Origin of the sequence: Pseudomonas sp. W2I6, from assembly GCF_030815935.1 — a bacterium.
Lineage (GTDB): Bacteria > Pseudomonadota > Gammaproteobacteria > Pseudomonadales > Pseudomonadaceae > Aquipseudomonas.
In genome coordinates this window covers 6162332-6174115 of the sequence record NZ_JAUSXJ010000001.1, presented here as the reverse complement: position 1 = coordinate 6174115, position 11784 = coordinate 6162332, and the positions used below count along the sequence as shown (strand labels likewise).

Below are 11784 nucleotides of genomic sequence, written 5' to 3'. Positions count from 1 at the left end.
GGCACCCGGCTTGTTCGGCTAAGTCAATTCAGCTTAGTCAGTGGCTGCCGGAATGCCCGAAGCCACCTGCGCCGCGTTGTGTTTCGTCGAACTCTTCGACCAGCTCGAAGTGCGCCTGCACCACCGGTACCAGCACGAGTTGGGCAATGCGCTCGCCGACGGCGATATTGAACGCGGTCTGGCCACGGTTCCAGCAGGACACCATCAACTCGCCCTGGTAGTCCGAGTCGATCAGCCCCACCAGGTTGCCGAGGACGATGCCGTGTTTGTGGCCCAGGCCGGAGCGCGGCAGGATCAGCGCCGCCAGGCCGGGGTCGCCCACGTAGATCGACAGGCCGGTCGGAATCAGAATGGTCTGGCCTGGCTCAAGCACGGTGTCCTGCTTGAGCATGGCGCGCAGGTCGAGGCCGGCGGAGCCTGGTGTGGCGTAGGCCGGCAGCGGGAATTCGTTGCCGATGCGGGGGTCGAGGATCTTGGCTTGCAAAGCGTGCATGGAAATTAAACCTGGTTCAGCCGTTGGGCGATAAAAGAGATCAGTTGGCGGGCAATCTTGCCCTTGCTGGTCTGGGCGAAAACGGTAGCGTGCAACTCGCGGTCGATCACGCTGATGGCATTTTCCTCACTGTTGAAGCCGATGCTCGGGTTGGCGACATCGTTGGCGACAATCAGGTCGAGGTTTTTGTCTTTCAATTTGCGTGCGGCATAGTCCAGCAAATGCTCGGTTTCGGCGGCAAAACCGACGCTGAACGGGCGGTCCTCACGGGTGGCGATGGTCGCCAGGATGTCCGGGTTACGGACCATTTGCAGGAGCAGGCCGTCGCCGCTTGTAGGGTCTTTCTTGAGTTTCTGCGGCGCAACCACCTCGGGGCGGTAGTCCGCTACCGCAGCCGAAGCGATGAACAGGTCGCAGGGAATCGCCGCTTCACAGGCCGCCAGCATGTCGCGGGCGCTGACTACGTCGATTCGGGTGACGCGATCCGGGGTCGGCAGATGCACCGGGCCGGTGATCAACGTCACACGGGCGCCTGCCTCGACCGCCGCTTCCGCCAGGGCAAAGCCCATTTTTCCTGAGCTATGGTTGGTGATGTAGCGCACCGGGTCGATGTTTTCCTGGGTCGGGCCGGCGGTGATCAGCACGTGCTTGCCGGTCAGGGCCAGGTGCTGGAAGCAGTCGGCGGCGCAGTGGGCCAGGTCGGTGGCTTCGAGCATGCGGCCCATGCCCACGTCGCCGCAGGCCTGGCTGCCGGAGGCCGGGCCGAAAACCTTGAGGCCGCGGCTTTGCAGGAGTTGGGTGTTGGCCTGGGTGGCCGGGTCGCGCCACATGGCCTGGTTCATGGCCGGGGCGATCGCGACGGTGGCGTCGGTGGCCAGTACCAGGGTGGTCAGCAGGTCGTCGGCAATGCCTTGGGCCAGGCGGGCGATCAGGTCGGCGGTGGCCGGGGCGATCAGCACCAGGTCGGCCCACTTGGCCAGCTCGATGTGGCCCATGGCGGCTTCGGCCGCAGGGTCCAGCAGGTCGAGGTGCACCGGGTGGCCGGACAAGGCCTGCATGGTCAACGGGGTGATGAATTCACTGCCGCCACGGGTCATGACCACGCGCACTTCGGCGCCTTGGTCGAGAAGCCTGCGAACCAGCTCTGCGCTCTTGTAGGCGGCAATGCCGCCGCCGACGCCGAGAACGATGCGTTTCCGATACAGACGCTGCATTGGCTTGCCTTTCCAGTTCAGTGATGGCGTTGCGATGCCCCCTCCCCAGGTGAAATCGCACGCAAAAAGATGGCCTAAGATACCACAGCGTCCGCCATGCAACAGCGGCGCACATGCACACGGAGGTGCCATGAGTATTCGCGATTGGCCTGCGGCAGAGCGTCCGCGGGAGAAGCTGTTGGAGCTGGGAGCGGAGAACCTTTCCGACGCGGAATTGCTGGCGATTTTCCTGCGCACCGGGGTGTCAGGCAGGAGTGCCGTGGACCTGGCGCGCCATCTGCTGGCGCAATTTGGCAGCCTTCGGGCGCTGATGGAGGCGAGGCAGCCGGTGTTCAGCCAGCATTTGGGGTTGGGGCCGGCGAAGTTCGCCCAGCTTCAAGCCGTACTGGAGATGGCGCGCCGCCATTTGGCTGAACGCCTGCGCAACGATTCGGTGCTGGAAAGCCCGGAGGCCGTGCGCGACTACCTCAAGGCACTGCTGCGCCACGAGCCTCACGAGATATTCGGCTGCCTGTTTCTCGACGCCAAGCATCGAGTGCTGGGCTTCGAAAAGCTGTTTCAAGGCACCATCGACAACGCCATCGTCTACCCGCGACAAGTGGTGAAGCGCGCGCTGGACTACAACGCTGCGGCACTGATCCTGTGCCACAACCATCCTTCCGGCAGCCCCGAGCCCAGCATCGCTGATCGAAAATTGACCAAGGTGCTGCAAAAGGCGCTGGAGATGGTGGACGTGCGTGTGCTGGACCACATCATTGTGGGGGAGGGTGACCCGCTGTCGATGGCGGAATTTGGGTGGATGTAGGGGCTGGCATGCCAGCCCCTGGCAGGGGTCAGGGCTTGACGCTGACCTTGGAGTAATCCTGGCGCCCGAACGGGCTCACCTGATACCCCTCGACATTCTTGCGGGTCAGCGCAAACGCGGTCGGGTGCGCCAGTGGCAGCCAGAGCGCCTGCTGCTGGATCTGCGCCTGGGCCTGCTGGTACAGCTTGCTGCGCACACCTTGTTCGCTGGTGGTCTTGCCGGCGCTGATCAGCTTGTCCAGCGCCGGGTCGCAGTAGCGGGCGAAGTTGGTCCCGGACTTCACGGCCGCGCAGGAGAACTGCGGCGTCAGGAAGTTATCCGGGTCGCCGTTGTCACCGGCCCAGCCCATGAACAGCAGGTCGTGCTCGCCGGCCTTGGCGCGGCGGATCAGTTCGCCCCACTCGATCACGCGGATTTCAGCCTGGATGCCGACCTTGGCCAGGTCCGCCTGCAGCAGTTGTGCGCCCAGGCTGGGGTTGGGGTTCAGCAGGCTGCCCGACGGCCGGGTCCAGATTGTGGTCTTGAAGCCATCCTTGAGCCCTGCGCGATCCAGCAGCTGCTTGGCCTTGGCAATGTCCTGCGGATAGCCCGGCAGGTCCTTGGCATAGCTCCAGGTATTGGGTGGGTAAGGGCCGTTGGCGGCTTCGGCGGTGCCTTCGAATACGGCCTTCAGATAGCTGGCCTTGTCGAAGGCCAGGTTGATCGCCTGGCGAACTTCCGGCTTGTCCAGTGGCGGATGCTGGCTGTTGATGGCGACAAACGCGGTCATGAAGGCTGCGTTTTTCTCGATCTTCAGCTCGGCGTCTTTCTGGGCGGCATCAATATCCAGGGGCTTGGGCGACAAGGCGATCTGGCACTCGTCGCGACGCAGTCTCTGCAGGCGCACGTTGGCGTCCGGGGTGATCGCAAAGATCAGGTTATCTACCGCAGGCTTGCCGGCGAAGTAATCCGGGTTGGCCTTGTAGCGAATCGTCGCGTCCTTCTGGAAGCGCCCGAAAATGAACGGCCCGGTGCCGATAGGCTGGCTGTTGAGCTTCTCCGGGGTGCCGGCCTTGAGCAGTTTGTCGGCATATTCCGCCGGGTAGATCGAGGCAAAGCCCATGCTCAAGGCGGCGAGGAAGGTCGAATCGGCGTGGTCCAGGGTGAAGCGCACGGTCAGCGGGTCGAGGGCGTCGATCTTCTTGATCAGCGTGGGCAACTGCAGCGACTGGGCGTGGGGGAAGCCGCTCTGGGCGATCTTGTGCCAGGGGTTGGCCGGGTCGAGCATGCGCTCGAAGCTGAAGCGCACGTCTTCGGCGGTCAGGCTGCGGCTTGGCGTGAAGTAGTCAGTGCGGTGGAATTTAACGTCCGGGTGCAGCTTGAAGGTGTAGGTGAGGCCGTCCGGCGACACTTCCCAGCTGTCCGCGAGGCTCGGGACCAGCTTGCCGCTGGTGGCGTCGAAGTCCACCAGGCGGTTCATCAATACGTCTGCCGAGGCGTTGGTGGTGGTCAGCGAGTTGTATTGCACCACGTCGAAGCCTTCGGGGCTGGCTTCGGTGCAGACGCTCAGGGTAGTGGCCGCCTGGGCGTGTGCAGCAATAAAAAGAGGGGCTAGCAATAGCGGTAGGGCAGCGAGGCGCATATTCGGTTTCCTTTGCAGATCGAAGGCCCATCTGCGAGTGCAGTCTGGAAAAGTCCTACCGTAGTGGGCTGATTGACAAATGACTAGCCCATTTTTGCCTGTGCTTTTGCCGCAAATACTGTTTTGATGGCGCCTCAGGTCGTTTTGCCGAGCACTTTGCAGTGCGCGCGGGCGATGTAAATCATTCTGTGCGACGAGCGGTTAGCTTCTATAGCGGCCCACCCTGGCAACGGTTCAGGCGTCCATGGCCTGGATTTACGCGTATAAAAGTACACGGCCTGTTGTTGCACTGGGGTCTTTCTGGTATAAAGCAGCGCTCTTTTCTAGGGGCCCGGTTCCTTCGCTAGTAGGTGTAGCCGGTAAGACCCTAAAGAAACGCGGCGCCTGGCGCCAAATGACTGAGAGATTAAGCGGCCAACCCATGCCGGGTTGGGCATGTGGTTTTAGAGGGCTGAGGCATGTCGAGAGTCTGTCAAGTTACCGGTAAGGGTCCGGTGACTGGGAATAACATTTCCCACGCAAACAACAAAACCCGTCGTCGTTTCCTGCCAAACCTGCAGCATCACCGCTTTTGGGTTGAAGAAGAGAAACGTTTTGTTCGTCTGCGCGTATCTGCCAAAGGCATGCGTGTTATCGACAAGCGCGGCATCACTGTCGTGCTGGCCGAACTGCGCCGCGACGGCAAAATCTAAGGAGCTAAATCATGCGTGAATTGATTCGAATGATCTCTAGCGCCGGTACTGGTCACTTCTACACTACCGACAAGAACAAGCGTACTACCCCGGACAAGCTCGAAAAGAAAATGTTCGACCCGCGCGTTCGCAAGCACGTGATCTACAAAGAAGGCAAAATCAAGTAATTGGTTTTCTTTCTTGTGAAAAAAGCCCGTATCTCACGATGCGGGCTTTTTTTTGTGCCTGATAAATGATCAGGCCTTTTCTTCGAACACCACGTAGATCTTGCGGCAGGGTTCCAGCACTTCCCAGGTGCCGCTGAAGCCGGCCGGAATGACGAAGCGATCACCGGCCCGCAAGGTCTTGGCGTTGCCGTCGGCATCGCGCAGAACCGAAACACCCTGCACGATCTCGCAATACTCATGCTCGGTGTAGTTGACCTTCCACTGTCCGACTTCACCTTCCCAGACCCCGGCGCTCATCTGGCCGCACGGACTGTTGTAGTGGTTGTAGACGGTTTGCTCCGGGTCGCCCTTGAGGATTTTCTCCGCAGCCGGACGGTAGCGATCAGGCTCGGTCCTGGCCTGGCTGAAGTCGACGATATTCTGGATGTTCATGGGCGTGTCCCGTCTGGCCTGCGGTTGGAGAGCTCAAAGTCTATGTTTATTAAAATGAACATCGCAAGGGCGTTTGCTGCCGTTATGTCAAATATATTGAAACATCCATCGCCGCTGGTTTAGGGTGGCAGCTGCCTTGAGCCGAACAGCTGGCTGGCCGGGCAAGAATTCTTCGAAGGTGCCTGGGTACATCGCCCGGCCCTTGTATTCAATAAGAGGAGGACACTCGCATGACCACCCTGACCCGTGCCGACTGGGAACAACGCGCCAAGGATCTGAAGATCGAAGGCCGCGCCTACATCAATGGCGAATACACCGCCGCCGTTTCCGGCGACACGTTCGAATGCCTGAGCCCAGTCGATGGCCGCCTGCTGGCAACCGTTGCCAGCTGTGACGTCGCCGACGCCCAGCGTGCCGTAGAAAACGCCCGTGCCACGTTCAATTCCGGTGCATGGTCGCGCCTGGCGCCAGCCAAGCGCAAAGCCACCATGATCCGTTTCGCCGGCCTGCTCAAGGCCAACGCCGAAGAGCTGGCACTGCTTGAAACCCTGGACATGGGCAAGCCGATCAGCGACTCCCTGAACATCGACGTCCCAGGCGCGGCGCAAGCGCTGAGCTGGAGCGGCGAGGCCATCGACAAGATCTACGATGAAGTCGCAGCCACCCCTCACGACCAGCTGGGCCTTGTGACCCGTGAGCCCGTCGGCGTTGTCGCGGCCATCGTGCCGTGGAACTTCCCGCTGATGATGGCCTGCTGGAAACTCGGGCCGGCGTTGTCCACCGGTAACTCGGTGATCCTCAAGCCATCTGAAAAATCACCGCTGACTGCCATCCGCATCGCTGCCCTCGCGGTTGAAGCCGGCATCCCGAAAGGCGTGTTCAACGTGCTGCCGGGTTATGGCCACACCGTGGGTAACGCCCTGGCGCTGCACATGGACGTCGACACCCTGGTGTTCACCGGTTCCACCAAGATCGCCAAGCAACTGCTGATTCGCTCCGGCGAGTCGAACATGAAGCGCGTCTGGCTGGAAGCTGGCGGCAAGAGCCCGAACATCGTGTTTGCCGATGCCCCGGACCTGCAAGCCGCCGCCGAGTCCGCGGCCGGCGCCATCGCCTTCAACCAGGGCGAAGTGTGCACCGCCGGTTCGCGCCTGCTGGTGGAGCGTTCGATCAAGGATAAATTCCTGCCGCTGGTGATCGAGGCCCTCAAGGCCTGGAAGCCGGGCAACCCGCTCGACCCGGCCACCACGGTCGGTGCGCTGGTGGATACCCAGCAGATGAACACCGTGCTGTCGTACATCGAAGCCGGGCATGCCGATGGCGCCAAGCTGGTGGCCGGCGGCAAGCGCACGCTGCAGGAAAGCGGTGGCACCTATGTCGAGCCGACGATTTTCGACGGCGTGACCAACGCCATGAAGATCGCCCAGGAAGAAATCTTCGGCCCGGTGCTGTCGGTGATTGCCTTCGACAGCGTGGAAGAAGCCATTGCGATCGCCAACGACACCCAATACGGCCTGGCCGCTGCGGTGTGGACGTCGAACATCTCCAAGGCACACCTGACCGCCAAGGCACTGCGTGCCGGCAGCGTGTGGGTCAATCAGTACGATGGCGGCGACATGACCGCACCGTTCGGTGGTTTCAAGCAGTCGGGTAACGGCCGCGACAAGTCGCTGCACGCGTTCGACAAGTACACCGAGCTGAAGGCGACCTGGATCAAGTTGTAAGCCTCCAGGAACACCGCTGTAAAAAATGTGGGAGCGGGCTTGCTCGCGAATGAGGTATCACAGTCGCTGATGTATTGACTGGTACACCGCATTCGCGAGCAAGCCCGCTCCCACACTGTTTTGTGTGATCTCCAAATCATCCACAGGAGCGTGGAAATGCGTTGGGCGACCTATTTCGCCGTGTTGGCGTCGGTCTTGAGCGTGGGCCTGGCCTTGGGCGTGAGCATGCCGCTGGTGTCCCTGCGCCTGGAAAGCTGGGGCTATGGCAGCTTCGCCATCGGAGTCATGGCGGCGATGCCGGCCTTCGGTGTGCTGCTGGGTGCCAAGGTCTCCAGCGGCCTGGCCTCGCGCCTGGGCACGGCGAACCTGATGCGCCTGTGCCTGTGGGCGGGGGCGATTTCCATCGGCTTGCTGGCGGTATTGCCCAGCTACCCGGTATGGCTGGTGTTGCGGCTGATGATTGGGGTGATCCTGACCATCGTGTTTATCCTCGGCGAAAGCTGGATCAACCAACTGGTGATCGAGCGCTGGCGCGGCCGTCTGGTGGCGCTGTATGGCTGCAGCTATGCCTTGAGCCAGCTGTCGGGCCCGTTGCTGCTAGGCGCGCTGGGTACGGACAACGACATTGGCTTCTGGGTGGGTGTCGGCCTGCTGACGTGCTCGCCGATCCTGCTGCTGGGCCGCACCGGTGCGCCCACTGCCGAGTCTTTCAGCGTGACCTTTGGCGACTTGCTGCGCTTCTGCCGGGGCTTGCCGGCGATTGCCTGGGCAGTGGCGTTGTTCGCCGCATTCGAGGCGATGATTCTTACGTTGTTACCGGTGTATTGCCTGCAACAGGGTTTCACCGCCGAGATTGCCCTGGCGATGGTCAGCACGGTGGTGGTCGGTGATGCGTTGCTGCAACTGCCGATTGGCGCGCTGGCGGACTACCTGCCTCGGCGCACGCTGTTTCTCGGCTGCGCGCTGATGCTGCTGGTGACGAGCCTGGCGATTCCGCTGTTGCTCGATACGCTGATGATCTGGCCGGTGTGGGTGCTGTTCGGGGCCAGCGCCGGCGGGTTATTCACCCTGTCGCTGATCCTGATTGGCGAGCGCTACCGCGACGACGCGCTGGTGCGCGCCAATGCGCATATCGCGCAGCTGTGGGGCATTGGCTGCCTGATCGGCCCGCTGGTGGCCGGTGCCGGCAGCCAGTGGATCAGCGGGCATGCGTTGCCGTTGTTGATGGCGGCGGGGGCGTTGGGGTTGGTGATCCTGTTGCTGCGCCAAGGTGCGTTCGGCGCCGCACAACCCGCCTGAACTTGAAATGCGATCACCTGTGGGAGCCGGGCTTGCCCGCGATGGCGGAGTGTCAGCACCGGATACGTAAACTGACACTCCGCCATCGCAGGCAAGCCAGCTCCCACAGGTCCCGTCGCTGTTCTTAAAGCATGCGTTCCAGCCCGACGGATGTGGCAAACCAGGCATTGAACCGGCGCCACCAACTGCCGGGCTCGCGGGTCAGGGTGTGCAGTTGGCCGTTGTCTTCGGTCACCCATACCACCTGGCCATCCTGCAGCTTCGCCTGATAGCTCAACGGGGGCGCCATGCCCTCCAGTGCCAGGTTGCGCACGTGTTCCGCCAGTTCGGGACTGTCCACCAGCACCCCGACTTCGGTGTTCCACAGCACCGAGCGCGGGTCGAAGTTGAATGAGCCGATGAAGGATTTCTCCCGATCAAAGATGATCGCCTTGCTGTGCAGGCTGGAATCCGAACCGTGGAATGTACCTTTGCGGAACAGATGAGGTCCGCTGCCGCCACCGTCTCCCGGCTGGCGACGCAACTCGTATAGCTTCACCCCGTGTTCCAGCAGCGCCTTGCGATAGGGCGCATAACCGCCGTGCACGGCCGGTACGTCGGTGGCTTCCAGGGAATTGGTCAGCAGGCTTACCGATACACCGGCGTCCGCGCGACCGGTCAGGTACACCAGCCCGGGCTGCCCGGGCACGAAGTAAGCCGAAATCATCATCAGCTCATGGCTGACACCTTCCAACTCCGGCGCCAGTTGGGTCGTCAGCAGCAGCCGTGGATCCGGATCGGCCTTGGCCAGCACCTTGCTCGGCGCATCCCACAGTGCCTGGTTCCAGGCCCAGATCAGCTCACGGCGCCAGATGTCCATGCGCGGCTGGGTCTTGTAGGTGCGCAGGCGGTTGTACAGGGCATGGTTTTGTTGGCGAGACTCGGCAAGGGAATCTTCCAGGCGTACGCGGGCGCTGGCCAGGTCGCCTTTGGAGGCGCTGCTGACGAAGTCACCAATGGGTTTGCTCAGGGCACTGTTCCAGTACTGATCGAAACTGTGGCCCAGTTGCTCGGCCACCGGGCCCACGCTGAGCATGTCGATATCGGTGAAGTTGAGGTTGGGCTCGGCGTCGAAATACTCATCCCCCAGGTTGCGCCCGCCGACGATGGCCACGCTGTTGTCTGCCAGCCACAGCTTGTTGTGCATGCGCCGGTGTTGCAGCGACAGGTCGAACAGCCGCGCCATGGCCCGCGTCACGCCGGTGCTGCGGCCCAGGTGCAGCGGGTTGAACAGGCGAATCTGGATCTGCGGGTGGGCGGCGAGGGTGGCGATGATCTGGTCCAGGCCGTCGCTGGTGGTGTCGTCCAGCAGGATGCGCACGCGCACGCCACGGTCGGCGGCCTTGAGCAGTTCATCCACGAGCATGCGGGTGCTGATGCCGTCGTGGACGATGTAGTACTGCAAGTCGAGGCTGGTCTGGGCGTTGCGGATCAGTTCGGCGCGGGCCATGAAGGCTTCGCTGCTGTTGGGCAGCAGGCGGAACCCGGAGCGGCCTTTGTAGGGAGCGGCCTGGGCCTGGATCGAGCGGCCGAAGGAAGATTCGCTGGCCGGCAGCGCCTCGCTGGGTGTGCGTGGCGCGTCGATGGTGGCGCAGCCGCCCAGGGCCAGGATGCCCAGCAGGAAAAACGGTAATAGCCGGTGGGTCATCAATGACATGGGTTCCGAATCAGGGCGATTGTCGGCATATGACGGCTATTTCCCGTAAAAGGTCAGTCCATCGCTTCGGCCAGCAACCGGATGGCGGTCGCGCCGACCTTGCGTACAGCCTCTTCAATCTGCGGCGTTGGTTTGGCAGCGTAGTTCATGCGCAGGCAGTTCCTGTACTTGCCGGAGGCGGAAAAGATACTTCCCACTGCAATCTGTACACCTTCATCCACCAGCAGCCGGTTGAGTTTCAGGGTATCGAAGCCTTCCGGCAGTTCCACCCACAGCATGAAACTGCCCTGGGGGCGGCTGGCGCGGGTGCCCGCCGGGAAATAGCGGCTGACCCAATCGAGCATCAGGTCGCGATTGCGCTGGTATTGCGTGCGCATCCGCCGCAAATGTGGCTCGAAATGCCCACCTTTCAGAAACTCGGCAATTGCGATCTGCGGCTGGGTCGCGGTGGAACCGGTGCTGATGTATTTCATGTGCAGCACACGCTCCAGATAGCGACCGGGTGCGACCCAGCCAATCCGCAGGCCGGGTGCGAGGGTCTTCGAGAAAGAGCTGCACAGTACGACGCGGCCATCTTCGTCGAAGGACTTGATGGTGCGTGGCCGCGGGTAGCTGTAGGCCAGTTCGCCATACACGTCGTCTTCGATGATCGCCACGTCAAAGCGCTGGGCCAGGGTCAGCAGTGCGCGTTTGCGCGACTCCGGCATGATGTAGCCCAGTGGGTTGTTGCAGTTGGGGGTCAACTGTATGACTTTGATCGGCCATTGTTCCAGTGCCAGTTCCAGCGCTTCCAGGCTGATACCGGTGAGTGGGTCGGTGGGGATTTCCAGGGCTTTCATGCCCAGGCCCTTCAGGGTTTGCATGGCGCCGTGGAAGCTTGGCGAGTCGACGGCAACGATGTCGCCGGGCTCGCAAATAGCGTGGATGCTGGCGGACAGGGCCTCGTGGCAGCCGGTCGTGATCACCAGGTCCTGGGGCGTCAGTTGGCAGCCTGAATCGAGCATCAGGCGGGCAATCTGTTCACGCAGGTCCAGGTTGCCGTGGATAGTGTCGTAATACAGCCCCGGCATGTCCTGGCGCCGACTGATCCGGGCGAGGCTGCGTAGCAGGGGTTTCATGGTCGGCGACAATACATCCGGCATGCCCCGGCCCAACTGTATGGCGTCTTTGCGTGGCACCGCACGGATCAGCTCCAGCACCTGGTCCCACTGGGAAATTTCCACCGGGCGCTGGGCCGGGCGGCCTACGGCGGGCAATGCCGGCAAGTCGCGGCCCACCGGTACGAAGTAGCCGGATTTGGGTTTGGGCATCGCCAGGCCGTTGTCTTCCAGTACGCGGTAGGCCTGCTGCACGGTGCTCAGGCTGACCCCATGCTCCACACTCAAGGCCCGAACTGACGGCAATCTGTCGCCCGGGCGATAGAAACCCTGCTCGATGCGCGTGCCCAACAGTTCGGCGAGGTTGACGTATAGGGTCATGGCGGTGCTTCCCGGTTACCAGTACAGATAGGCTGAAAATACAGGATTCAGCGGCCGATAGGCAGTATCTGTATGGATTTAATACAGGGTGGTTGAATCTGTCATGGTTTTGCGCGCCGGCTCATCCTACGTACTCATGGCAACACGTTAATGAGGGGCAGGA

11 protein-coding genes are annotated in these 11784 nt (G+C 62.0%); 5 read left to right on the top strand and 6 right to left on the bottom strand.

The genetic code is table 11. The features are described 5' to 3' along the window. Positions 1-37: 37 nt before the first annotated feature. The gene (gene dut, locus QF039_RS28630) at positions 38-493 is read right to left on the bottom strand and encodes a dUTP diphosphatase (protein WP_003213270.1); all 456 of its coding nucleotides are present in this window, start codon (positions 491-493) and stop codon (positions 38-40) included. Positions 494-498: 5 nt separating this feature from the next. Continuing rightward, the gene (gene coaBC, locus QF039_RS28625) at positions 499-1707 is read right to left on the bottom strand and encodes a bifunctional phosphopantothenoylcysteine decarboxylase/phosphopantothenate--cysteine ligase CoaBC (RefSeq protein ID WP_008439425.1); all 1209 of its coding nucleotides are present in this window, start codon (positions 1705-1707) and stop codon (positions 499-501) included. Positions 1708-1837: 130 nt separating this feature from the next. Here coaBC and radC point away from each other — a divergent pair, with 130 nt between their 5' ends. Next, positions 1838-2512: a DNA repair protein RadC gene (gene radC / locus QF039_RS28620; RefSeq protein ID WP_003213267.1), complete on the top strand. Its 675-nt coding sequence runs from the start codon at positions 1838-1840 to the stop codon at positions 2510-2512. Positions 2513-2540: 28 nt separating this feature from the next. On the opposite strand, the gene QF039_RS28615 is transcribed toward radC, so the two are convergent. After that, positions 2541-4133 (bottom strand): ABC transporter substrate-binding protein, encoded by a 1593-nt coding sequence (locus tag QF039_RS28615; protein WP_307521883.1) that lies wholly within the window; start codon positions 4131-4133, stop codon positions 2541-2543. Positions 4134-4591: 458 nt separating this feature from the next. Between QF039_RS28615 and rpmB the strand changes: the two genes are divergently transcribed. Both rpmB and rpmG read left to right on the top strand, forming a co-directional pair. Next, a complete protein-coding gene (rpmB, locus tag QF039_RS28610) occupies positions 4592-4825 on the top strand; it encodes a 50S ribosomal protein L28 (RefSeq protein WP_003213263.1) in 234 nt (77 codons plus the stop codon). 11 nt (positions 4826-4836) lie between these two features. Next, the gene (gene rpmG / locus QF039_RS28605; RefSeq protein WP_003176906.1) at positions 4837-4992 is read left to right on the top strand and encodes a 50S ribosomal protein L33; all 156 of its coding nucleotides are present in this window, start codon (positions 4837-4839) and stop codon (positions 4990-4992) included. A gap of 69 nt (positions 4993-5061) precedes the next feature. On the opposite strand, the gene QF039_RS28600 is transcribed toward rpmG, so the two are convergent. Next, positions 5062-5424, bottom strand: coding sequence for a cupin domain-containing protein (locus QF039_RS28600; RefSeq protein WP_003213261.1), 363 nt, complete (start codon positions 5422-5424; stop codon positions 5062-5064). Between the two features lie 230 nt (positions 5425-5654). Between QF039_RS28600 and QF039_RS28595 the strand changes: the two genes are divergently transcribed. Together QF039_RS28595 and QF039_RS28590 are read left to right on the top strand one after the other, a co-directional pair. Then, on the top strand, positions 5655-7148 hold the full coding sequence (locus QF039_RS28595; RefSeq protein ID WP_003213259.1) for an aldehyde dehydrogenase: 1494 nt from the start codon (positions 5655-5657) through the stop codon (positions 7146-7148). Between the two features lie 156 nt (positions 7149-7304). Then, positions 7305-8447, top strand: a complete 1143-nt coding sequence (locus QF039_RS28590) for an MFS transporter (RefSeq protein ID WP_003213257.1) — start codon at positions 7305-7307, stop codon at positions 8445-8447. Between the two features lie 124 nt (positions 8448-8571). Here the strand turns inward: QF039_RS28590 and QF039_RS28585 are convergent, their stop codons facing one another. Both QF039_RS28585 and QF039_RS28580 read right to left on the bottom strand, forming a co-directional pair. Continuing rightward, positions 8572-10134 carry a phospholipase D family protein gene (locus QF039_RS28585; RefSeq protein WP_003208738.1) on the bottom strand — a complete coding sequence of 521 codons (1563 nt, stop codon included), beginning with the start codon at positions 10132-10134 and terminating at the stop codon, positions 8572-8574. 62 nt (positions 10135-10196) lie between these two features. Beyond that, the gene (locus tag QF039_RS28580) at positions 10197-11621 is read right to left on the bottom strand and encodes a PLP-dependent aminotransferase family protein (protein ID WP_008439421.1); all 1425 of its coding nucleotides are present in this window, start codon (positions 11619-11621) and stop codon (positions 10197-10199) included. Between the last annotated feature and the right edge of the window lie 163 nt (positions 11622-11784).